This window comes from Pantoea sp. CFSAN033090, from assembly GCF_001264395.1.
Taxonomy (GTDB): Bacteria; Pseudomonadota; Gammaproteobacteria; order Enterobacterales; family Enterobacteriaceae; genus Pantoea; species Pantoea agglomerans.
Genome location: NZ_LGYX01000006.1, coordinates 40,046 through 62,419, shown reverse-complemented (window position 1 = coordinate 62,419; position 22,374 = coordinate 40,046). Strand labels below are relative to the sequence as shown.

General features: G+C 51.0%; 17 protein-coding genes and 4 pseudogenes. 8 read left to right on the top strand and 13 right to left on the bottom strand.

Annotated elements, in window-relative coordinates; genetic code table 11:
• Window positions 1-13: 13 nt before the first annotated feature.
• Together AFL22_RS06635 and AFL22_RS06630 are read right to left on the bottom strand one after the other, a co-directional pair.
• Window positions 14-577, bottom strand: coding sequence for a methyltransferase (locus AFL22_RS06635; RefSeq protein WP_052271019.1), 564 nt, complete (start codon window positions 575-577; stop codon window positions 14-16).
• 92 nt (window positions 578-669) lie between these two features.
• Window positions 670-2,046, bottom strand: coding sequence for a DUF3560 domain-containing protein (locus tag AFL22_RS06630; protein WP_052271018.1), 1,377 nt, complete (start codon window positions 2,044-2,046; stop codon window positions 670-672).
• A gap of 675 nt (window positions 2,047-2,721) precedes the next feature.
• Between AFL22_RS06630 and AFL22_RS06625 the strand changes: the two genes are divergently transcribed.
• On the top strand, window positions 2,722-3,279 hold the full coding sequence (locus AFL22_RS06625; RefSeq protein ID WP_052271017.1) for a GNAT family N-acetyltransferase: 558 nt from the start codon (window positions 2,722-2,724) through the stop codon (window positions 3,277-3,279).
• Window positions 3,280-3,850: 571 nt separating this feature from the next.
• Window positions 3,851-5,800 (top strand): EAL domain-containing protein, encoded by a 1,950-nt coding sequence (locus AFL22_RS06620; RefSeq protein ID WP_241773163.1) that lies wholly within the window; start codon window positions 3,851-3,853, stop codon window positions 5,798-5,800.
• Between the two features lie 540 nt (window positions 5,801-6,340).
• Here AFL22_RS06620 and AFL22_RS06610 read toward each other — a convergent pair.
• Window positions 6,341-8,275 carry a methyl-accepting chemotaxis protein gene (locus tag AFL22_RS06610; protein WP_072123816.1) on the bottom strand — a complete coding sequence of 645 codons (1,935 nt, stop codon included), beginning with the start codon at window positions 8,273-8,275 and terminating at the stop codon, window positions 6,341-6,343.
• Window positions 8,276-8,844: 569 nt separating this feature from the next.
• On the opposite strand from AFL22_RS06610, the gene AFL22_RS06605 reads away from it, so the two are divergent.
• Complete coding sequence (locus tag AFL22_RS06605) at window positions 8,845-9,342, top strand: PBECR2 nuclease fold domain-containing protein (RefSeq protein WP_031594202.1); 498 nt, start codon at window positions 8,845-8,847, stop codon at window positions 9,340-9,342.
• A gap of 409 nt (window positions 9,343-9,751) precedes the next feature.
• On the opposite strand, the gene AFL22_RS23960 is transcribed toward AFL22_RS06605, so the two are convergent.
• The 3 genes and pseudogenes from AFL22_RS23960 to AFL22_RS24415 all read right to left on the bottom strand — a co-directional run bounded on the left by AFL22_RS23960 (window position 9,752) and on the right by AFL22_RS24415 (window position 10,572).
• Window positions 9,752-9,955, bottom strand: coding sequence for a hypothetical protein (locus AFL22_RS23960; RefSeq protein ID WP_152551408.1), 204 nt, complete (start codon window positions 9,953-9,955; stop codon window positions 9,752-9,754).
• Window positions 9,956-10,064: 109 nt separating this feature from the next.
• Window positions 10,065-10,406: pseudogene (gene ssb1, locus AFL22_RS06600) on the bottom strand (single-stranded DNA-binding protein SSB1); the annotation flags it as partial.
• Between the two features lie 26 nt (window positions 10,407-10,432).
• Window positions 10,433-10,572: pseudogene (locus AFL22_RS24415) on the bottom strand (single-stranded DNA-binding protein).
• Window positions 10,573-11,444: 872 nt separating this feature from the next.
• Here AFL22_RS24415 and AFL22_RS24410 point away from each other — a divergent pair.
• A pseudogene (locus tag AFL22_RS24410) lies at window positions 11,445-11,591 on the top strand (peptidase); the annotation flags it as partial.
• Here the strand turns inward: AFL22_RS24410 and AFL22_RS06590 are convergent.
• From AFL22_RS06590 to AFL22_RS06580, 3 genes and pseudogenes are all read right to left on the bottom strand, one after another.
• On the bottom strand, window positions 11,575-11,910 hold the full coding sequence (locus AFL22_RS06590; RefSeq protein ID WP_235188768.1) for an iron chelate uptake ABC transporter family permease subunit: 336 nt from the start codon (window positions 11,908-11,910) through the stop codon (window positions 11,575-11,577). The pseudogene AFL22_RS24410 and the gene AFL22_RS06590 overlap by 17 nt on opposite strands.
• A gap of 295 nt (window positions 11,911-12,205) precedes the next feature.
• Complete coding sequence (locus tag AFL22_RS06585; protein WP_052271016.1) at window positions 12,206-13,147, bottom strand: Rpn family recombination-promoting nuclease/putative transposase; 942 nt, start codon at window positions 13,145-13,147, stop codon at window positions 12,206-12,208.
• 47 nt (window positions 13,148-13,194) lie between these two features.
• A pseudogene (locus AFL22_RS06580) lies at window positions 13,195-13,419 on the bottom strand (recombinase family protein); the annotation flags it as partial.
• Between the two features lie 982 nt (window positions 13,420-14,401).
• Here AFL22_RS06580 and AFL22_RS06575 point away from each other — a divergent pair.
• Window positions 14,402-14,605, top strand: coding sequence for a hypothetical protein (locus tag AFL22_RS06575; RefSeq protein WP_031594208.1), 204 nt, complete (start codon window positions 14,402-14,404; stop codon window positions 14,603-14,605).
• 355 nt (window positions 14,606-14,960) lie between these two features.
• On the opposite strand, the gene AFL22_RS06570 is transcribed toward AFL22_RS06575, so the two are convergent.
• Window positions 14,961-16,622: a methyl-accepting chemotaxis protein gene (locus AFL22_RS06570; protein ID WP_052271014.1), complete on the bottom strand. Its 1,662-nt coding sequence runs from the start codon at window positions 16,620-16,622 to the stop codon at window positions 14,961-14,963.
• A 363-nt stretch (window positions 16,623-16,985) separates the two neighbouring features.
• Here AFL22_RS06570 and AFL22_RS06565 point away from each other — a divergent pair, with 363 nt between their 5' ends.
• Window positions 16,986-17,630: a LysE family translocator gene (locus AFL22_RS06565; protein WP_031594210.1), complete on the top strand. Its 645-nt coding sequence runs from the start codon at window positions 16,986-16,988 to the stop codon at window positions 17,628-17,630.
• Window positions 17,631-18,771: 1,141 nt separating this feature from the next.
• Here AFL22_RS06565 and AFL22_RS06555 read toward each other — a convergent pair.
• Complete coding sequence (locus AFL22_RS06555) at window positions 18,772-19,386, bottom strand: TetR/AcrR family transcriptional regulator (protein ID WP_031594214.1); 615 nt, start codon at window positions 19,384-19,386, stop codon at window positions 18,772-18,774.
• Window positions 19,387-19,641: 255 nt separating this feature from the next.
• Between AFL22_RS06555 and AFL22_RS06545 the strand changes: the two genes are divergently transcribed.
• The gene (locus AFL22_RS06545; protein WP_082239141.1) at window positions 19,642-20,052 is read left to right on the top strand and encodes a DUF4113 domain-containing protein; all 411 of its coding nucleotides are present in this window, start codon (window positions 19,642-19,644) and stop codon (window positions 20,050-20,052) included.
• A 197-nt stretch (window positions 20,053-20,249) separates the two neighbouring features.
• Here the strand turns inward: AFL22_RS06545 and AFL22_RS06540 are convergent, their stop codons facing one another.
• Window positions 20,250-20,501 (bottom strand): hypothetical protein, encoded by a 252-nt coding sequence (locus AFL22_RS06540; RefSeq protein ID WP_052271011.1) that lies wholly within the window; start codon window positions 20,499-20,501, stop codon window positions 20,250-20,252.
• Window positions 20,488-21,282, bottom strand: a complete 795-nt coding sequence (locus AFL22_RS06535; RefSeq protein WP_052271010.1) for a ParA family protein — start codon at window positions 21,280-21,282, stop codon at window positions 20,488-20,490. Before AFL22_RS06535 ends, AFL22_RS06540 begins: the two co-directional genes overlap by 14 nt.
• 233 nt (window positions 21,283-21,515) lie before the next feature.
• On the opposite strand from AFL22_RS06535, the gene AFL22_RS06530 reads away from it, so the two are divergent.
• Window positions 21,516-22,199 (top strand): hypothetical protein, encoded by a 684-nt coding sequence (locus AFL22_RS06530; protein ID WP_052271009.1) that lies wholly within the window; start codon window positions 21,516-21,518, stop codon window positions 22,197-22,199.
• Window positions 22,200-22,374 lie beyond the last annotated feature (175 nt).

Below are 22,374 nucleotides of genomic sequence, written 5' to 3'. Positions count from 1 at the left end.
GTAAGGCAGGCAATCAGACATCAATGCGGACAATCATTGTTGAAACGTCCGTATATGCGAACGCCCCGCGTGGCAGCACTTCCTGATGCGTCGCAATATCCTTAAATTCCCGCTGCTGACGCGGACCGCTTGCGCAGACCGCCACCAGGTTACCGCCCGGCACCAGCATTTTCAGCGCGTGCCGGATGTGCTTCAAATCGTCGCCGTGGCGAAAAGGCGGATTCATGATAATCCGGTCATAAACCGCCTGCGGGGCGCAGCTCAGAAAGTCCGCGCAGGTAACGGCCACTTCAGGAAAAGTGGCGCTGAGATGTTCGGCCAGCGCCGCGTTCATTTCCACGCACTGGCATATTACCCCCGGCACGGCCGCAAGCACCGCACGGACAATAGCGCCGGTCCCGGCACTCGGCTCCAGCACCCGGCTACCCGGCCGGACATCGGCCAGGGTGACAAGCTTCCGGCACACCGGATCGGACGAAACAAACAGCTGTGTATCTGCATGAACCTGTGCAACAGGCAGCAGGCCGCTGAGCTTCTGCTGCATCTGCGCAATTCGCGCGCTGAGTTCGGTACGCATTTATCGTTCTCCCGTGCCGGTGTTACCGGCACGCTTTGTATAGTCATCTGTATATACATAACCTCCCCGGCACCGCCGGGGAGCACAGGCTTTTAGCGCGGTATTTCAACCGTCTTCATGTCATTGATGTAAACCGGCGTCAGGGCGTAACCTGTTGACATAACGCGGCGTAACCGATAAGGCTTGTGATCGTCACCGGCCGCTATGCCCTTCACCTGTTTAAAATCAGCGTGCTTTTTACTCCACTGCTCCTTAGTCATGTGCTCAAAGCCGTCCCCCGGATAATTCACAATCGGCGGGCGCTTCGCGGCCGCCTTCGCCGTTTTTGCTTCCTCTGCGCTGGGCGCTTTGTATTCCGTAATGCGATCGGGCGTGATGGTGATAACGGCACCGTTTCCCCGTGACATGAATGAATATTCCGGGGTAACCAGCGAGCTGATTTTTCCGTTACTGCGGTTTACGCGGATGATGGTCAGCCACTCCCCGCGGCTTTTAACCTGGCCGCCCGGCACCATGTCCACATCTGAGGCAAGCACGCCGCCGTGCTCGTCCAGCATGGCGCGCTCGTATGCAATGCGGTTGCGGTAATGCGCCGTCCAGCGGCTTAACCGCGTGATGGTACGCTCATGGCAGGGTATGCAGATGTCCCGGGCCTGTTCGGCGGTAATAATGTCATCTTCAAGGGCTGACCAGATGCTGCGGCTGCCTTCATACTGGCTTTTCTCCGGCGGGCGCGGGTACTTCTCCAGGGTAAAGCAGCAGTGAAGGTGATCGATACCTGCAATAACAAGGGCCATTGCCCGGTTAAGGTTTTCAGACGACCAGAGTTTGATAAATTTCTGCACGTCCTGAAGCCGGCGCTCAGCCTTGCGCAAATCGGCCTCAATCTTCTTAATCCGGCGCCAGCGCACGTCCGGGCGCTCTTTGTAGGCAGCATGACGCAGCGAGGCCTCTGCGCGGCGCTCCCAGTATTCAGACGTTTCAAACAGGTTGATTGCGCGGCGCATGCCGTTTTCAATTTTCTGCGCGTGCTTACGGGCACGGCGCTCGCTGTGATGTCCGACCAGAATCGGCTGCCCGAAGGGAATGGCCGAAGCCAGGCTGTCCACGGCTGCCAGCACCTGTCCGGACTCGACGGCGCGTTTTTCGCTGTACTCTTCAAAGCGCTCCGCGCGCTCCTCCTGGCGGTCAAACAGTGACTGATCTTCATCCTCAATTTCGCCGGCCAGTTCGATCAGCAGGTCTTCACGATCGGGCGTCCACATCGGCGCAACAAAGAGCCCCTGACGTGGCGCATGCTTAAAGCCCGCATCCTTAACACGCTTATACATTTCTTCATCAAGACGGTGCAGCGGGTACAGGCGCAGCTTGTTGTCATCCGGCGAATACGTTGCACGGTATTCCTGGCCGTTAAAAAAAGATGATTCTTTAGATTCTGAAGCCGTGGTGTTGACGTTCTGCTGTGACATGTTGTTTCTCCCGTTCAGGTTTAAGTGATGTTTCTCTGAGTTCCTCGCCGTGAGGGCAGAACGGGCGACCGGGCATCAGGCTGAACGCAGGGGGAAACGGCAAAGCCGCAGCCCGGAGGGACCGGGTGCAGCCGTTTAGCGTGCGACCCTTGCGTGAAGACGCCCGGGTGCCAGGTTTCTGCACGGCGAAGGGATTCAGGGAACAAAACAGAGTGCGGGAGATGAACAGGGCACAGCCCCGGACGGCGGCTTTTTGCCGGTCCGGTCCTCAGCGGCCACGGCCATTCGTGGCCAGTGAATGCGCCGGCGACAGCCGGCTGCAGAGGTTGACCCAGCCGTTGCCATCAGACGCCAGCCGCCAGGCCCGAAGCCCGGAGGGATTCGGCGGAGCTTACCGGCCCCGCAGGTTAGCGCAGTAGGGCTGACGACCCGGCAGCGCCGGGGAGCCGGAGGGGGCCATCAGGATGTAGATCTTAATGTCCGCTCTGTGCCAAAAGCGGACCTTGTTACCCACCCGTTAGATTAAACGTTTTCAGTAATACTTTTAGCTGTGTATTGCTCCCATTGGTCATTGCGTAATCCATTTTTTCAAGGGCCTGAGCTAAATAAACCGGATGCATTTTTTGCCGGTGTGTGTTAAGTAATTAAAAAGCCTGTATAACCGGAACGGTAAAGATGCATATTGATGAAATTCCTGCTTATTTATTGCAACACGACCGTTTTTATCTGACGACTCCAGACCTGAGTCGCTCAGAAGAAATGCAACGTAAACTCAATGAATTTAGTTCGTTTCACCATGAGTTTCTGCTCTGGTCTCCTGGCTTTCATTCGTTTTCTTCAGTCAGGGATAATATGCTGGATGCAGCAGATAATTTCCTGAATGATAAAGAAGAGTATAAGTTTTTAATTATTGATCGTAGGTCAGATGAGCTACTAGGTTGTATAAGCTTATTCATAAGGAATCGAGCTATTCCTTATTTCGAGATCGGCTACTGGCTAGCCACGGATGCGATGGGCAAAGGCATAATGCCTGAAGCATGCAAGCTGGCTACAAAAATAGCCTCGGACTTTTTTAACGCTAAAAGAATAGAAATTCGTACTGCCAGACGTAACGTACGCAGTCAGTCTGTTGCATTAAAATGTGGGTTCAAACCAGAAGCCATATTAGCTTCTGATCGACTGGACAGCGCGGGAGTGATTGACGATACCTTTATTTATAAATACAGCCGCTGATCATATCCGTGGCCTGAAGCTACAACGTCCGCTCTTTAGTACAGGCGGATATTCAACAATAACGGTCTGCTCTGTGCCAATAGCGGACGTTGCTTTCACGCCTTGCCCGGTCCGTCACCTCATCGCAAAAGTAAACCCGCTGATATTGCAATATTCAGTTTGGCCTCCGCCATCACCCTTATCTGCCGGTTGAGTCTATTAAAAGTTTAAAAGCAGACATCAATTAGGTTGCGATCGATTTAATTTCGCATTCTCCTACAGACATGCCGTCTTACGCCGATAAAGTTTCTGAAACACACCATACGCGGTCATCGTGCGCTGACGCATGATGCAGTTTTCACCGGAGAGACTGTTACAGAATACCCATTCTGTTTGATTGTACACTGACCGACCTTAACCACTCTGCGGACCGGAATGTCTCCGGCGTAGCCTATGATCCTTTCAGGAACCGAAATATGAAATCTGACATTCATGCTCGACTCGGCGTGGCGGTCTCTGAAACGTCACTGTGTGCCATATATCTGCTGTCATCATCCGGGGAGGTATTAAGCTGGAACCGGGGGGCTGAAACATGAAGGGATGGGACAGGCCGGAGATTACAGGACTGCATTTCTCGGTCTTCTACGATGACAACGAACGGACCAGGCGTGTGCCGGAGGAAAATCTTGCCGCTGCCCGTGACTGCGGACGGTATTCTGCAGAGGGCTGGCGTCTGCGCAGGGACGGCAGCGTCTTCAGGGCATTTGTTGAAATTGAGTTTCTTCACCCGGCAGAAGGTGAGCAGGCTGCTTTTATTAAAATCGTACGTGATGTATCACGTCAATATGAAGAGAGAATGGCACTCAGTATCGCGCAGCGGGTGATCATCAGGCGTGAGGCAGAACTGTCGGATGCCAGCCAGCTGCTGGATGAGATATTCAGCCACACACCCTGCGCGCTTATTCTGTGCGAAGCTGGATCGGGAAATATTGTCCGCACAAATCAGCCAGCCATCCACTCAGCCTGGCTGAGAGATCTTGTGCTGAGTGGTAACATCCTTACCCGCCAGTCCGTAACGTGGCCGGCGGGCCTGGACACAATCTTCAGGCGCGGCCTGCACCTTTCGCCGGGCGACGGACTTGTCGAAACCCTCACGTCTGGAGAGAAGATGCCTGAAATTGCTCTGAGGGTAGCGGCGGAAAAGCTGACAACCGGCGGGGCTCGCGAATTTATTCTTTTCACCCTACTGGATATAACCGCTGAGCAGCAGGCTATTGTCAGGGCAACTTATGAAGCCCTGCACGATCCACTGACGGGCCTGCTGAACCGCCGGGGCTTCATGCCGGCGCTTAACGGATTTCTGAAGAAGAGTATGCCTTTTGCACTCATGATACTTGATATCGACCGCTTCAAAATCATTAATGATGCGTTGGGGCATGCTGCTGGTGACTCTCTCCTTACGGAAATTTCTGACCGGCTGCAGGCCACACTGCGCACTCAAGATTTGCTGGCACGAACGGGTGGTGATGAGTTCGTCATTCTTCTACCCGATATGATCACTACGGAAGCGGCGGGCGAAACAGCCCGCCGGTTTACGGACGTGCTATCGGAGCCATTCACAATTGATGGACGGAAAGTCATGTCCGGATGCAGTATCGGTATCAGTCTTTACAGTGGCGATGCGCGGCAGGCAGAAGACATGCTTGCCGCCGCCGACGTTGCGCTGTATGAGGCGAAAGCTGCCGGGCGCAACGGCTACGCGATTTTCTCCTCCCGACTTGCCAGTGCAGCGGCAGAGCGCTTCAGCCTGGAAAATGACCTGCGCAGTGCGTTAGCGAACGGTGAATTACAGCTTTTTTACCAGCCCGTTGTTAACAGCCGCTCGGGTTTAGCGGTATCATATGAAGCATTGATGCGCTGGCACCATCCCGTCAGGGGAAGCGTACCGCCGTCCGTATTTATTCCCCTGGCAGAGCAGACCGGGCTTATCCATGAGATTGGTGCTTTTGCCCTTAGGCGGGCATGCGCAGAAGTTGCCGGCTGGCCTGATAACGAACATATAGCAGTAAACCTCTCTCCCTACCAGTTTCGTGAGCCTCGGCTTGCCGACATCGTCCGGCATGCTCTGCAGCACAGCGGTCTTGAGCCACAACGGCTTGAGCTGGAAATTACGGAGTCAGCCCTCTTTGAAAATCCAGAAGACAGCTATCGCGTCATTCATGAGTTGAAGGATATGGGAGTTCATATCGTCCTTGACGACTTTGGTACCGGCTTTTCATCTCTGAGCTACCTGCGGACCCGTCTGTTCAGTAAAATCAAAATTGACCGCTCCTTTATCAGCGATCTGCATTCAGATGCTAGCGCCACAGCAATTGTCGGTGCCGTCCTGACGCTGTGTCTTGAACTTGGGCTGGAGGTGGTGGCTGAAGGCGTTGAGAAAGAAGAGCAGGCGGAATGGCTCAGAGCATCCGGTTGCGGACTGCTGCAGGGCTTTCTATTTGGCCGTCCGGGGCCACACAGAAAGCAAAATCAGCCCATTTGACTGGCCTCTGATACATGCAGGTTTTACCGGCAATATACTGTCCGGATGAGGCAGGCCGCCGGGTCATAAGCACAATGACCGACGGGATGTTATGTTTAAAACAGGTGAAACGTAACGCGTTCTATTTGCTCAAAGTGGACCCTGCGGCATGGATTTCAATGTCCGCTCTGTGCCAGGAGTGGAAGTCGTTAATTTAAACCTGTTTTTGCTAACGGAGCAGGTCATCAGGCGGCGTCTGCAACTGCTTTTCGTATTATTATACTGGTCTCAACGCCACGCGATCGTTTGCCTTAATCGATGGTTCAATTTCAGCTTCTCGCATCTCGCCCCCTCACCCGGCTTTTCTGCTTTGGCTGCTTGTGACTAACAGTGAACATTACCAATATCCCCGTTACCAGCATCAACGTGAGCAATGAAGTTGAAGCAGATGCCTGACTGTTGAGCTAACGAATCATTCCTGCATCGCATTTAACTAACAAGTGAGGCCGCTGCCGCAGCCTGCTATGATTTCATCTTAAGCATATTTAAGCCCCGGTAACTTCAAAATGACTGCCAGTTTTCCGCTGAAGAATGCGAGGTAGCTGTAACCGGTTTTTGCTGTTTTCTTATGGTAGCCGTTGGCACAGATGACACCAGAACAGATTCTGTTTTGAAGAAAGCCACCGCCTGCTCCAGACGGCCGGCCTCTTCCTGAAGAGATCCGGCCGCTGCGGCTGACTGCTCTACCAGTGCGGCATTTTGTTGAGTGGTGCTGTCCATTTCAGTCATCGCCTGACTGACCTGACTGATCCCGCGGTTTTGCTCATCTGAAGCGGTAGCTATTTCTTTCATAACCTCATTCACCTGAGCCACAGCATCAATAATGGACTGCATTGTTTTACCTGCATTTTCAACCTGTGCAGCGCCGGTATTAACCTGGCCGACAGACTCAAGAATAAGCCCTTCTATTTCCTTTGCAGCTGTTGCACTGCGCTGTGCCAGATTTCTTACTTCCCCCGCGACGACAGCAAAACCTCTTCCATCTTCGCCTGCCCTGGCTGCTTCAACGGCGGCATTCAGAGCCAGAATGTTTGTCTGAAAAGCGATGCCATTTATTACCTGGGTTATTTCAGAAATGCGTGAGGAGCTTTTCCTGATTTGTTCCATAGTATTAACCACCCCGCTGACAACCTGACCTCCCTGGGTGGCCTGCGATGACGCTTCCCCGGCAAGCTTGCTGGCACAAATCGCATTCTCGCTGTTAAGTTTTACCGTTGATGTAAGTTGCTCAATACTGGCCGCTGTCTGAACAACTGCGGCAGCCTGCTGTTCTGTACGCGACGATAAATCTTCATTTCCCATCGCTATTTCTGTGGCTGCGCTGTTTACGTTCGATACGCCGTTACGGACGTTGTTGATTATTTCTTCAAGCTTAATCCGCATATTATCAAAAGCCTGCATTAACAACCCCAGCTCATCTTTGCGATAGCTTAAGGTAGTCGGAGTCAGGTCGCCCTCTGAGATCCTGCGTGCCATAAAGAGTGCTTGCGACAACGGCCGCTTAATACTCAGGGTTATGCGCCAGGCAAATAAAATGCTTATTATCACGGCCAGTAACGACAGAAAGGCAATTTTAATCTGCGCCATTTTAATAAAATCAGAAGATATTTTCTTTTGATAATCAAACATTCTTGCCAGGGTAGCGTCAAAATCCTCACCTCTGCCTACCAGCGTTTTTGCCGCCACATGATGCGCAGACCAGAGCGTTTCAAAGGGAGAGACTGAAGAAGAGACCTTATCAATAAGGTTAAAGGCTGATGTGGTGACTTCAGACAACGCAGGGTTTTTAGCCTCTTCAAGCATAACCGCCGTTTTTCTGGCATCGCCAAGGGCGATGTTCAGCGCTGCTCTGCTGTTATCTTCCGGTACTTTGATAAAAGTCAAAAGCTGCAAATTGACTTCTTTAAGCTGAGACGACAACCGCTCCAGTAAAGAAGACGTATCAGAAGCCAGCGTTCCTCCTTCAGCAAGATAATCCATGCTTTTTGCAAGACTAAGATACGGAAGTTGCTGCAAAGAGGCAGCCATTCCCATCATGCGCTGCATATAATTAACTAAAATGTTTCTTTGCGTTCCATAACCGTTCATGGCTTCTTCAATACCATCAAGAAACGTTTTTCCCCCTGAATCCCAGTTAAATTGCGCCAACTTATTGTACTGGTTTCTCAGCTGTTTAAGCGCCTCGGCATTTTTATCAGCATACTGCTGCTCATTAGTGTACTGATACAGAGTGCGATTAAGGCGGGCCGTACCGAATGTGCTGTTCATCTCGATAGTCAGACTTCGTCTTGCCGAGTTATCCTGAATGGTGTCAAGACAGCCAGATGCAACCAGTGCCGTAATGATAAGGGCACCAATTACCACCAAAAAACCCATACCGAGTTTGGTTCCCACCTTAAAATTCATGAAATAATTGTTGAGTTTCAGATGATTCATTTTTTATAACCCTATTATTTTAAAACATTAAAATTCTCTGCTTAAGACTTTACCGATCCCGCTCATAGTGGTTATCGGCATTAACTGTAAATCATCAAAATAATTTACAAATAACGGGCGTTTTTATTTAGCGGGAGTTCAATGGACTTTGGGTTTTCATCAGGGATCATCTGCAGCAGACGCTGCCTGATCTTGTTACCGGGATGTCATATTAAGCGCTGTGGGGGTGAGTCAAACGTCTGCTTTTCGCTCATAGCGGACTGTGAGCAAACTGATGAGTCTAACCCGGCCGTTGCCATCAGACCCCAGCCGTCAGGCCCTAAACCCGGAGGGATTCGGCGGAGCTTACCGGCCCCGCCGGTTAGCGCAGTAAGGATGACGACCCGGCAATGCCGGGGAGTCGGAGGAGGCCATCAGGCTGTTCATGCCTTTGACCTTCATGAAAAGGAAACCGGAGAAGCAGCAACATAAAGCAGGGATAGCAGGCTCTTTAAGCCGCCTATAAAACCGAATATCGCATAACATGGTAAAATGGCAACTTCATGTAAGCTGATAAGGATAAAAGCAACGTGGCGCGTGCAATAAAAGGGTTGGTTACTTTCAGGGATTTAGGGCTTCCTGACCTGCGTGAACTGGAAAGTGAATTCAGGTTAGATCCGACTCCGGAAATTGAAGCTGGGGACAGTCTTGGAGCCGCAGTCACCCTTCTCGAAATGCACATGGGTTTCACTGAACCGGAAATGCTAATTGTCCCTAAAGAGACAATCATTGGTACGCTAAATATTCTCAGAGACAAGCTGGAACATATCGTTGAAAAGCGGCTTGATGCACGCGAACGCTACGTACTGCTCGCGCTGGATACGCTGGCGAATCCATATGAAGTGTGGGAAACCATGTATGACGATGAGCAGGTACGCTTTCTTTTTATCGGCGCATACCGGCAGAAACAGCAGATGCTTGTTGTGGTCGCACCCTGGGAAGGAAAAGTGCTCTGGAATTTTATGCACACTGACGCGAAAAGCCTCAATAAACATCGCCAGGGTACTTTGCTCTATAAAAGGCATTAAAAAAGCCGCCATTTTTCAATGGCGGCCTATATGGAATCAGGGCCTGTTTGTTTTACACCTTCAGGCGGGAGGTGAGAGGTTTCACCCTGGCACAGAATTCAGGGATTCTATGGGGTCCTTCCACCAACTATTGCACCCTGATGCAGTTGGCTTCTCGCTCTGCACCCAGATTAGTCAAATTTGACGAATACGTCAACCTAATACGCTATGAACAAGCCTTAGTCCAGCCGACACGCGTAGCTTCTTTGTTTTCCTGCAAGATTCGGTAAAACACCTGTTTTGCCGCATTGCCTGCTGCAGCGCTGAATACTATCTGTTGTGACTCTCTCAGCTGAGAGGCACAACAGAAATAGTGGTTTTGCATGACCGGTCAGGCACATACAATTAATTTCCAGAATACTCTCTCCGCTCAGTCTGTTCGGGCACGCTGGTGCCACACCCACGTCATATCCAGCAGGTCGTTTACCCGTACACCACGATGACGCCAGTGCGAGTACCATTGCCGGTATGTGCGAACAGTCTGGCTGGCCAACGCCGTTTCAGCCTCGCAGATAAGTCTTTCCTGCGCTTCAGCCTGGTGCATCATCGCCAGTGAGGTTCGTTCTGACGCCACAGAAGCGGGCCACCCTATACTGCAAGGCATGCTCAGTAACGTGAGCACCGGAGGGCATGCCTTATCCTTTTTTTCTGCCGTCCCCGCCAGCGCTGATGCCGCCGCGTCAGCCCAGCATCTGCATGGTGCCGCCAACGTTCACGACGACTTCGGTGGTGTACCTGTCCTGTCCGTCCGCCCCCTGCCATTTACGCGTGCGCAGCTGGCCCTCGATGTAGACCTGTGAGCCCTTGCGGAGATACTCCCCCGCTACCTCCGCGAGTTTTCCGAACAGCACCACGCGGTGCCACTCCGTGACCTCTTTGTTCTCGCCAGTCTGCTTATCACGCCAGGCTTCTGACGTGGCCAGCGTGATGTTTGCGACCGCGCCGCCGTTCGGCATGTAGCGCACCTCCGGGTCCTGTCCCAGATTGCCGACCAGGATGACTTTGTTGACGCCCCGTGAAGCCATGTTCGTTCTCCTCATGCAGTTGGTTTTTAACCCACGTCACCCGTTGAGTTTCGGGAGCCGCGGTGTTGACGTTTTGTGGAAATCGGCTGGTTTTTACCTCCGGTATTCACTTCACCCGTTTGAGATCCTTCGCCGCGAGGGCGTAAACCAGCGCGGGTGACGGCAGGCGTCCGGGGCGACGGGGAAATTTATTTCTGGTCTAACGCAGTTGCCGGAAATAAATTTTCACGGCGTTCACTTCACCCTGGACGACCACGGCACCTGTGCTTGTCTCAGCCCCGGCGAAAGGACTTAAACCGGTGAAGCCCGGCGGAAAAGTACAGCACGATGCACCGGCAACGGCGGCTGAGCGGCAGCGAAACGGCGTTGCGCCTCAGAGCGGCGGCGGGCTTATGCCGGCGCGGTTCGCGCCAGCCCGCGGGCTGGCTGCATGTCAGGCTGTGGTCCTGCCGTTGTTTTTAAGCTGTGGGGTGGCCAGATTTGGCCGTCAGGAGTCTGTCCTCAGCACGTGAGGGCGATACCGGAGGAAGAAATGAAATAAATACGGAGGATGTGCAGATTTCAAAACATAGTCCTTATGCGAAAGCTCCCTGAAAACGGGCATAATCCTACACCTGCGGTATCGTTTGAAAAACCCTCAGCGGCTTTTTTAGAGGAGCGCCAGCCCGGTTTGCCTTAAGTCATCAGACTCCAGCCGTCAGGCCCGGAACGCTTCGCGGTCCGGCGGAGCTTACCGGCTCTGCCGGTTAGCGCAGTGAGGCTTGACGACCCGGCAACGCCGGGGAGCCGAAGGGGACCCTTATCCACATCTTTCCTGCACAGGCGGCGCATAAAGCTGTGGATAATCAGCTGCAGGCCCTGCCAGCCTAAGCCTGCACCCGAGTGATTAATTTTTGAGCAGGCGTTTTGCTATAAACCTATATAAATCAATGACTGTCTTTTAATCCTGCGCTCAGACGTTTTTCACTGTCTTGCACTGCCCGTCAAGCCAGTTAATACTACTGTAAATACATACAGAGCTTTAACAGGGATTTTGCTATGTTCAACGCCTTTGAGTTGCTGCACCCGGCAGATAATCCGCCGCCCAGCTTCAGGCCCCTTTTCCTGGAACGCGTGCCATGCGGGTTTCCCTCACCCTGTCAGGACTACGCGGAGCAGGAGCTAGATCTTAATGAATATCTGATATCAGCGCAGTGGTGAGTAACAGAACAATACGGACGGTCAGAATACGCGTCCCCAGCGTGGCGGAAACCTCTTCTCCAAAGGTCAGCGTATCCAGCGAGCGCGCATAGCAGAGGATAATCAGTAAGCCCGCCGTTGTTACCACATGAGCCAGCATAGCGTCTGGCCAGCGAACACCGCTCAGGCTGCCCAGTAGCCAGAACATAACGCTGCGCGACTGTTCAGCATTGGCAGACGTGCTGACGATGTATGCGGTCAGAGCATTAAACAGTTGTGTGCCTGGGATACCGGCAAGGATAATCCGTCCGCTGTTTTCGCGCATATCTGACGCAAAGGAGTGAAAGATAGAGCGTGAAGCGATACTGCAGGTGCTCAGGGCGCACCCGGACAACTGCATCCGGGCCTTTCACCGCGGGCGCCCGGGCTGTTCCGGGTACGCCGGGGGAAGCTGCTGATAAGGCACTATGGCGGCCTTATTCCCGACGAGCTCGTGCCGAAGCCCGTGATGTTTCTGAAAGTGCAGGGTGACCTGTGCGTGACTGAACGATGGGGGAATGACACTCTGGGAGGCTGCACGTGGCGACTCAGCAGCGCGGCCGCAGAGGCCGCTGAATAACTCAGTGGCGGATCTGCGCCAGGTCGTCTTCGGTCAGGCCGGTCATTTTCATGACGGTGTTGCGGTCAATGCCGTTCTGTAGCATGGTACGGGCAACTTCCAGCTTGCCTGCCAGCTTGCCTTCATTACGTCCCTTCTCAATTCCTCGCTGTTCACCGAGCTGAATACCTTTTTCAATGCCCTTCTGTTCGAGCTGCTGTGCGATGGTCATAAGTGCGTCTCCGTGTTGCGGCACACGCTGTGCCAGTTCGCGTACAAAACCTTCGGCGTCGGCTGTTTCGCCTGCCTGTACAATATAGTGTACCAGCGATATCACCTGTGATGAAGACAGATAGTCGGCTAGCAGAATGGGCGCCAGCCGGTCAGTCAGTTCTGCCAGGTCCCGCTGATGAATATGTTTCTGCAGCAGGGTCAGGGCGGCCATGCTGCGATGGCTGGCTATTTCATCATCAGGAATGACGGTAACGTCAGCCAGCGGGAAAGCGCTGCTGTAGAGTCTGCCTGCCAGTTCCGGGTCGTCAAACTCATCCAGCCACCGGGTGGAGTACGGATACGGGCTGCGTTTACCCGTATAGAACAGCACCGGTATTACCAGAGGCAACTTTTTATGCCCCGCCTCAAGGTGCCTCTGCATGGCGGCCACGGCATAACGGAGCAGGCGAAAGGCCATGTGTCTGTCGGGCGAGGACTGATGCTCGATAAGCACGTGAACGTAACCCTCACCGGCGGTGGTTTTCAGGCTGTAGAGCACGTCGCTGAAATACTGGCGCAAATCATCCTCAACGAACGAGCCGGATTCCAGCTTCAGCGTACTGAGGTCGCAGAGTGCGCGCAGTTCTGCGGGTAGGTGGATTTCCATGAAGTCCCGGGCAACATCCGGTTGCGTCAGAAACTGCCGGAACGTGGCATCGTGAGGCGTGGGTGTGGTGCTTTTTTTCTTCATCAGCCCTGGCTCTGAAAAATAACCGTCGTATGATACCACAGGCAGAAAGCCGCCATTGCAAGATGAAGTTTGGCTGTTGTCATCCTGAATGGCCTGCCGCCTTTACGTCCCCTCGCTCTTACTGAAGCCAGCCTGGCACGGCTGCGTTCCGATATCAGTTCCCGCTCAAATTCAGCCAGTGCCGCAAAAATACCAAAAACCAGTTTACCCGCAGCGGTAGTGGTATCAATGGCAGCCCCATGGCCCGTCAGGGCCAGGAGCTCTACTCCCTGCTGCCAGCCTCCGGAGCAGATATTTTTCACCTGCCGCCTGGCTCAGTCTCTGATGTTCACCTACCCTGACTAAACCCACCCCGTAGCCTGCTCAGACAGGAGCGGTTGAGTCATTGCCCGGTCGCCGGGCTTTTTTGTACCTGCTTCAGAACTGATGACGCGAATATTTCTGCCAGCTCTTAACCGCGCGCTATAAGCACTAAAATAATGTCGTAAATGTCCGCAAAAACCCTGAACAGACATCTTATCGGAAAGGTCTGGTAAAAAAATGCTGACCGGTTGCACATGGCAGAAACAGGGCTGTCGGTCTGACAGCCGCACCATAACCAGAGCTGGCAGGAGCATTGTGGTTTATAAACGCGGATCAGCGCCTCTGTGTAAAGTCCCGCTTTCCGCAGTGCAGGACTGTTTAATCAGCGGAGCGTATTCTGCGGTACAGGGATATCAGGCTGAGATATTGCTAAGCTTTTCATCACGGGATACATTTGTAGCCATGTGACACAGTCCAGCGATGAGAGATAACCTTTACCTCCTTTTCAGCCAGCGCCAGGTGCAGTGCTGCTTCGTCAATAATAACGTGGCCTTTCCCGTCGTCCTGAGTTAACACGTTTCATCCTCCATTAGCACGATTGTTGATAACCTCATCACAGACTGTAGTCACCCTGAAGAATGACGCACCTGTAATTATCCTGAAATTCTGTATTGAGGCCGTCGGTGTCCTTTCCCTGACATGCGAACAGCAGTCAGGGTGCCTGTATTACTGACGGCATGCCGGTCCACGGTTATCAGCTGATAATGAACATCATACAGTGATCGTTTCTGATATATGAACAGTTGCCTCAGGGCACTGACGGCTATTCGACCAGACTGAAATCATCCTTACCGGTATCCTGCAGTCAGAAAATATTCGTGGCGGAACTCACTGACCGGACGGCCACACTGAGAAATGATAAACCGGATGTATATACATTAAGAGTGTGGTTTGAAAAATAATGCACAGGATATTTCAGATGAGATCCGTGCCCTGATAGAGCATGTCGCAACCGGACGGCTTTCGGCAGGAAAGGCTGTCACGCCTGAGAAGCTTATCCAGGCTCTGTATCAGCCTGGTGAGAATGCCAGTGATGATGAAGTCCGTTCAGATTGTCTTGAGCTGATGCGGCAACTGATAAAGAAACTGCACTGAATCAGACGGCGTGTTTTGAGTTTTCAATTCCCATCAGACTGTCCAGACATGCACGGAGTTCTGTGGTGGCCCCCATTTTAGCGATAAGCCTGAAAAGCATATTTAAGATTCTGTACTGGTTTTACCCGACAAAAAAATGGCTCCCGCAGCGGGAGCCAGAAGTGCAGATAACAGCAGGATAAGTTTGCGCATCCCCGGTGAGGCACATTATAAATATCAACATCTCCGGCAGGCACATAAGCGCAGCCGGTATCTTTTTACCAGACTGAAAGGCATCACATTTCTGATACAGAGGAGCTAAAGCGCTGACGGAAGACTCAGGCCCGCGCCTGAGTCTAAGAAACGTAACTTCTGCTCAGAAGCTTTGCCAGTTGTCATCCCCCGCAGCCGCAACGGCAGGAGCGGAACGTAATACGGCTGCCGTCCGCACAGGACGAACTACTTCAGCGCGCTCAGTGTTTGCCTGACCTGAAGCGGTAACCAGCGTAAAAGTATTGACCAGCTGGTTGAGTGACGCCGCCTGCTCCATTAGCGAACGTGAGGCTGCGGAAGCCTCTTCAACCAGCGCTGCGTTTTGCTGGGTTACATCGTCCATCTGGTCGACGGCTTGATGAACCTGGCCAATTCCCTGAGACTGCTCACTGGCCGCCACGGATATCTCATCGACCAGATCAGTGACCTGACGAACGGCATCGTTCATTCTGGAAATATTCTCTCCCACACCTTCTGCCTGTTCGGAGCCGGCCTGAACAAAGCCCATTGACGACTCGATAAGCTCCTTGATTTCACGGGCTGAAGACGATGAGCGCTGCGCAAGATTGCGGACTTCGCCGGCCACGACGGCAAAGCCACGGCCCTGCTCTCCGGCACGTGCAGCCTCTACTGCGGCGTTCAGAGCCAGAATATTGGTCTGAAAAGCAATCCCTTCGATCAGTGCAATGATATCGGTGATTCTCGATGAGCTTCCCCTGATATCGCTCATTGTTGATAGCAGTGTGCGGACACGACCAGCACTGTCTTCTGAGATTTCATGAGCATTCTTTGCTAACTGACTGGCAAGACGCGTATTTTCTGCGGTCTGACGAACGGTCTCACTTAACTCAGACATGCTGGCAGCCGTTTGCTCCAGTGAGGCAGCCTGCTCCTCCGTCCGGGATGAGAGATCCTCGTTACCGGCAGATATCTGCGCCGAGGCAGAGCTGACCGACTGTGCGGATGCCTCTACTTTTGAAAGCGAGGCTGAGACATTTTCAATCAGATGATTGAATGCCTTCGCGGTCATGCCGATTTCATCCCGGCGTGACTCGTCCACCCTGAGGGTCAGGTCAAGCCGCTCGCTGGCAGTTTCCATGGTTTTACGCATACCGTTGAGCTGACTACGGATAGCGAAAACAGTTTTCAGCGCAAAGAATGCCAGAATAGTTATAGCCAGCGCTGAGCCACCCATCAGGCTCCAGAGTGTCACCTGGTAACTCTGGTCGTTTTCTTTTCTCAGGGCTTTACTGATGTTCACATTAAGCTGCAGCTGTTTCTTGTAACCTGCAATCAGCTGGCGCGCCGATTCGCCAATACCTTCATTACTCTGAAGCGCGCCCAGCGCAACAGCATCATTCTGCGCGCGTGAGCCGGCAAGAAACACCGGAAGCGAGGATTCAATGCGTTTAATGGCAGAGAATGCCCCCTCAGTTAGCTGCCGATCTTCCTCGTCAGAAATGTTGTTGCTCAGGTAATACTGGTTCATTGATTTGATATTGTTAATAGTTTCATCAATTCTTTTTTCGACCTCAGCCTGGCGCCGGGGGTCTGTTGCGCTCTGGTGACGGTAGAGCCAGATAATAAGGGAGTTACTGCTATCAACCAGTTTTCCCAGATCCAGAAGCGACGGAACGGTATTTTCCTGCACATACTGAAAGCGGGACTGAAATCCGCCCGCTACAACGACGGCAATGATAACCATCGCGACCAGCGCGGCAGAGAGGAGTGAAAAGGTAAGCAACAATCGCTGTGTAATCGTCATCTGTTGTTCCTGCCATCGTAAGTGACTGATACTGTATGAAATATGAAAATAATAAAAACTTTCAGCATATATATCGGCAGAAAAGCAGGGAACGTTATTTTAAATAAGTAATATCGATGCAATGAGGTAAGTAAAACGTTTGCTTCTGGCGGCACAAAGCGGACTGGCATGGGGCTGAGGTCGCTATGAACGAGAAGCGGACCCCGGGTGTTAAGCAGCATCTCAACTGAGAGTCAGTTCGTGGATGCCGAAAACAGAATATTAATTATACCAGCAGGGAGAGGCTAACAAAGTTCTTGAGCAGGAAAATTAAGTGTTATACGTTTTGATTACCATTAAATTTCAAAGACATCTGAGGTATTCATGCTGGATATTACCAATTTTGGACTCTTTGCCTTTTCAGTTTTTTTGCTTTCTGTAACTCCCGGACCTGATATGGCTTACGTGATTGGGCAAAGCGTTGCTAACGGCCGTCGCGCCGGTATTGTCTCAGCATCTGGCGTGGCGTTAGGAAGTTGCACACATGCGATTGCAGGCACTTTGGGGCTGACTGCCCTCATCACCGCCTCTCCTGTTATGTTTACCGCGATTAAATACATTGGAGCGAGCTACCTGATTTTCCTGGGTGGAAAAATGTTGTTAGCAACATTCATCAGGAAAAAGGACCGGGGAGATGCTGTACCCCGAAACACCAGGAGGGTAAATGCCTACAGGCTGCTGTCCAGGGGATTTATCACTACTTTAACTAATCCCAAAGTGCTCCTTTTCTTTATTTCATTTTTCCCTCAGTTTGTCACGCCGGAAGGCGACCAACATGCGGCATCATTTCTGTTACTGGGACTAACATATGCGTTTATAGCTTTTCTGACCGATGTGACATTTGCCATATTTGCCGGCAGCACGGCAGGAGCCGTTGCAGGTAATCGAAAGCTACAAAATTTACTTGATAGAATTGTGGGTGCGACATTCATTGCATTGGGTATAAGGCTGGCCTTAACCCGCCGGTAAAAATATTTTCATCATTTTGGACACATTAACCCGGGCACGAATCCCGGAACCGGCAGCAGGCCTGATGAACCTCTGCGCTTCGCTGGAAAAAGCGTGATACAGTATGCGGCGGATTTTCTTATCGCGAATTTCACTGCCTTACTTTCCTTCCCGGCTCCGCTGGCCAGGTTTCGGGATTTTTTTCAGCCATCCGGGATGTTTGTCCCGGATGGCTGCCCCGGAACGCACCTTCTGTATCACGACCACGCCCCTGCGCTTCAGGCATCAGATAGCGGACGCCGGCAGCGGCGCGCCCGTTTTCAGGGCAAAAAAAACCGCCCAGAAGGCGGTACAAAGAGGAATACTGTGACTCTTGCTTTTATCGCGGTCAGCCGGAGCCGCCGGCCGGTCTTAATCATAGAAAAGATCGCCACGACAACAAGCGTAAGCGGGGAAAACGCGTTCTCATACCGGATCACCTCTGCCGGCACGGCTGAGCCAGGGCCTGACTCGCCGGGGTTCTGCCCGTAAAAAACCCGCCATCTTTAGCGGGCTGAACAATCAACTCTCGTTCACAGGTTACGGCAAACGTGCCGGCTCCAGCAGGGAAGCGACACCCCTTCAGCATGGAAGAAAAATACAGTTTCGCAAGCAGGTATACGCCGTAGACGGCAAAAAAATGGCTCCTCCGGGACAGGAGGAGCCAGAAGCAAATCAGATACGAAAATAATCAGTTTATGTCTCCCTTCGTGAGGCACACTATGATTATCGGCACACACCGTCCGGACATAAGGGCAGCCGGTATTTTTTTCTACTTACCTGCCAGGCATCACATGTTTAATATAACAGTGCCTGGCCGCCCCCCCTGAGAGCCTCTCAGCACCATTCTGACGCGAAAGACCCGTTTCCGACACTCATTATCCATATAGTGAAAAAAAGCCCCTGATGGTTTCGGAGCGGTCGCATGGCTATGCACGCAGGTGAATGAAGGGCGGTCAGAACAGATATCTTTCGCCAATACGTCGTTTAAGCAATAAATCCATCACACGTTAAGTAACGTGTGATTTGCCACTTCAGCTTCTGTTGCAAGGCATTCTGGCACGGGAAAATAGTCGGCTGAAAGCGACAAGCGGACTCTGTTGCTTTGGATTAAATAATCTTTTTAACATGGTGTAAAATCAGAACCAGAGGCGGATTCTGCAAAAAGAATGTCCGGTAAAGTCTGCGTCATAAAGTCATAAGGATTCGTGCTCCCTTCTATGCGTATACGTATCATGACTCCTTCGTAACTATGAATGAGCAGCTGTGCCGCGCTTTCCGGTGACATCGCTGGCGAAAGAGTCTGAGCATGCTGAGCGTCATTAAATACCTTGATCAGATCGCGCTCCCAGCAGGTAAAAAACGTCAGCAGTTTGTGCCGGATTTTTTCACTGTTTACCGAACTTGTCTGTCCAATAATACCCGCCAGGCAGCCTGCTGCTTCAGGTTCTCGCTCAATATATTCCCTGTGCCCGTTAAGCCAGTTAATCAGACGCAGGCGAGGAATCAGGGTACTGTCCAGCAGCGTATCTGTCCGGAGTTGATCAAAAGTCTCGATATAAGCGTCAAGCGTGGCACAGGCAAATTCTTCTTTACTCGGAAAGAGATTATAAAAAGACCCTTTAGGCATCCCTGCCTCGTTCAGAATCGTTGTGATCCCCCCGCCTTCATAACCCTCCCTCATGAAAACCCGTATACCAGCGTTCAAAAGACGTTTGCGCGTATCACTTTTCGTCATAATAATTAGACCGTTCTACTTTTTTATAAGACTAACACAGGCAGGGATAAAAAATGCCACTTATTAAGACCGTCAGCAGGCACACTCTGGGACTGATTATGGTGTGCTTTTCGGCCATCCTGTGGAGCTCAGCGGGATTTTTCGTGAGAATGATCGATATGAACACATGGGCTATGGTCGCATGGCGCTCACTGTTTGCTTTCCTGTCGCTGATTCTTCTGTTCGCATGGGGCGGGTAAGCAGTACTGCCACCACATCTCCGTTTTTATCCGCACCTCCCCTTTCGATACCGGGCAGCCTGGTTACGGCAACACAGCCTTCGTAAAACTGCGTGTTGGTACGCAGGACACGCGCAATATCATCGAGGCGGCGGTGAAATCCCTGGACACGATCTGGCGCCCGGGCTATCGCTATGCGAAGGCCGGCATCATGCTGAGCGAGCTGCGGCCGAACGGTGTAGCACAGCTGAACCTGTTTGACGCCGAAGCGCCGCGTGCCGGCAGCGACGCTCTGATGAGCCTGATGGATTCAATGAACCGATCAGGCCGCTACAGTATTGGCTTTGCGGGTAAAGGCATCGACCCTGACTGGAAGATGAAGCGGGAGATGCTGAGTAAAGCATGGACGACGAACTGGAAAGAATTACCGGTCGCAAAATTAATCTGACATTCAGCTGCAGGGCTGCTTACAACGCGTTAGTGTATATACAAGTATATATACAAACACCTAAGAATCATTAGCTTCTCCATAACCCATCAATACAATAATGCCTATACAAATGTATAGACATTACTCTTTAATTATGTATATACAAATGCATACTCACAAGTATATACATTAGGGTTGTATTATGTATATACAAATCAGGTATTTTCAACGAGAAGCTGAGCCAGCTTATCGATCAACTTATCATCTTCTATATAGCAGGCGGCCCGGACTACACGCGACCGCGTGATGTTTTTGTTAGGCAGCCTTTCCTGTATTCTTTCAACAAGAATGGATAGCGCATCGTCATCCAGACCAGTAAGGCGAAGGTTCATCTGCTTACCGGTGGTGATATTTCTACGTTCAGTAACGCGCGTAACCCCTTTCGTTATACGATCACTTCTTGCCACCTTCGGCCTCCTCAATCTGCTGCAGCAACTCCTGCGTGAAGGCTTTGTAATCCCGGTAAGGACGTTCATTTCTGGCGAACATCATAACAGGACGATGCACCTCAGTAGCCTGTTTGAATAGCTCACTCTGGCGTATTTCAGTATTCGCAACTTTATAGCCCGCTTCACTGATGTACCCATCAATGGCTTTTTTCATTTTAGAGTGAGATTCGTTAACTTTTGTCTTTACAAGTGTATATACAAAATCGTCATTACGCCTTACTTCACGGACAACCTGAAAAAGGTCATCAATGCCCTTTACCGCTCTGCGATCCATGTCTACCGGCACAACAATTTTATCTGTTATCAGCAGCGCGTTTTCGATACTGAGATCGATGGCTGGCCGCAGGTCAATCAGGATAAAGTCGTAAACGGTTTTGAGCCTTGCCAGACCTTCATCCAGAATATTAAGCCGGTGACGAAAACGTTCGGCGCTGCGCGCCTCAACAGCAAGGGTTATATCGGCGGGGATAACCTCCAGGTTAGGAATGACGGTTTCCCCATCGAGGGCGGTATAAACGAGTTTATTGGTATCGAACTTAGGGTCTTCAAACAGATCGGTGATTGTGAAGTCTTCATCACCACGACCAACGTCATCACTCAGATTACCCTGATGGTCCAGATCAACCAGTAAAGTTCTGTAGCCTGCGGCAGCCAGTGCGCAACCGACAGCAATGCAACTCGTTGTTTTAGCCACGCCACCTTTACTGTTTGCAAAAGAAATTATGTAAGGCTTCTTCATTCCACACCACCATGTATATACAAAAGTATAGACATAATACAGATTGTCAAACCACTGTCAATGTATATACATAAGTATATGCAGCTATGTATATAAACTAATAAATGAAGAAAAAAAATGTATATACAAAGATATATACAACCATATAACAAAAAAATTATTTTTTAGCCGCTTAAGTTGACTAAAGATATTGCATAGTTCACATTATTACAACTTAACGACGAGGAAAGAAGATGAGAATCAGATTCACTCTAACCGAAGGATTTGACAAAATTTATCACCCTTTGCGCTTTCAGGCTTTCTGGAACGATCACGGCTACTGTTATCTGCGAGTGCAGATTGCTCAGGGCAAGATTGTTTTCACCTGCGCTCAACTGCTGAACTACCATAATACTTCCATCACAAACGCAGCAGAGAGCGTACGTATCTCGGCGATAAATGCACTGATGCAAGACGGTGCGTTTAAGGTATCGAACAAAAAAAATTTCAGTGATCTCTTTAAATCTGCGCAGCGCAAAAGTCGTGAATTTGATGCATGGGTATTTGACTACATAAATAATAATTCGGTCTGGATTGAGTATTACCACCCTGAAATTAGCCTTAATCAAGGCCACCGCTATACCATCATCAAATTTGAGGGTAATGGCGAACCCACCTGGTTTTCAACAACTCAAAAATCGCTTGAAGAAAAGTATCAAGGTCTCGATTTTACGGTTGATGAGAATCTTTTGCGTAACTGGGTGGGAGCCAAGCTAAACGTATCTGATATCAAAAATTTGCTTAGAGAAAGAAACTGGACGTTAAAGGAAGTGGCTGAAAGATGGAATCGATCTGAAACCTGGATGAGTAAGATAGTGAATGACCCGGAGAGAGACCCTTACTGGGAGGATGCTTTTAGAGGTTTGCCATCTAAATAACCTCAGTTTTAAAAAGGCATTCGCCGCATAGTATGCGTGAGAAGTTAAGTAGAGCTGAACTGGCTTAGCACTCTAAATCCGGAAAAGTCGAATGTGTATATACACAAGCATATACACATACATACGCATTTAAGTTGTTATTTTATGCACGAACTATACCTAAGCCTCAAGCCGG

Coding starts and splice junctions, on each gene's coding strand:
- AFL22_RS06635 (WP_052271019.1), bottom strand. CDS start 577: ATGCGTACCGAACTCAGCGCGCGAATTGCGCAGATGCAGCAGAAGCTC.
- AFL22_RS06630 (WP_052271018.1), bottom strand. CDS start 2,046: ATGTCACAGCAGAACGTCAACACCACGGCTTCAGAATCTAAAGAATCA.
- AFL22_RS06625 (WP_052271017.1), top strand. CDS start 2,722: ATGCATATTGATGAAATTCCTGCTTATTTATTGCAACACGACCGTTTT.
- AFL22_RS06620 (WP_241773163.1), top strand. CDS start 3,851: ATGAAGGGATGGGACAGGCCGGAGATTACAGGACTGCATTTCTCGGTC.
- AFL22_RS06610 (WP_072123816.1), bottom strand. CDS start 8,275: ATGAATCATCTGAAACTCAACAATTATTTCATGAATTTTAAGGTGGGA.
- AFL22_RS06590 (WP_235188768.1), bottom strand. CDS start 11,910: ATGCGCGAAAACAGCGGACGGATTATCCTTGCCGGTATCCCAGGCACA.
- AFL22_RS06585 (WP_052271016.1), bottom strand. CDS start 13,147: ATGAAGAAAAAAAGCACCACACCCACGCCTCACGATGCCACGTTCCGG.
- AFL22_RS06570 (WP_052271014.1), bottom strand. CDS start 16,622: ATGACGATTACACAGCGATTGTTGCTTACCTTTTCACTCCTCTCTGCC.
- AFL22_RS06565 (WP_031594210.1), top strand. CDS start 16,986: ATGCTGGATATTACCAATTTTGGACTCTTTGCCTTTTCAGTTTTTTTG.
- AFL22_RS06555 (WP_031594214.1), bottom strand. CDS start 19,386: ATGACGAAAAGTGATACGCGCAAACGTCTTTTGAACGCTGGTATACGG.
- AFL22_RS06535 (WP_052271010.1), bottom strand. CDS start 21,282: ATGAAGAAGCCTTACATAATTTCTTTTGCAAACAGTAAAGGTGGCGTG.
- AFL22_RS06530 (WP_052271009.1), top strand. CDS start 21,516: ATGAGAATCAGATTCACTCTAACCGAAGGATTTGACAAAATTTATCAC.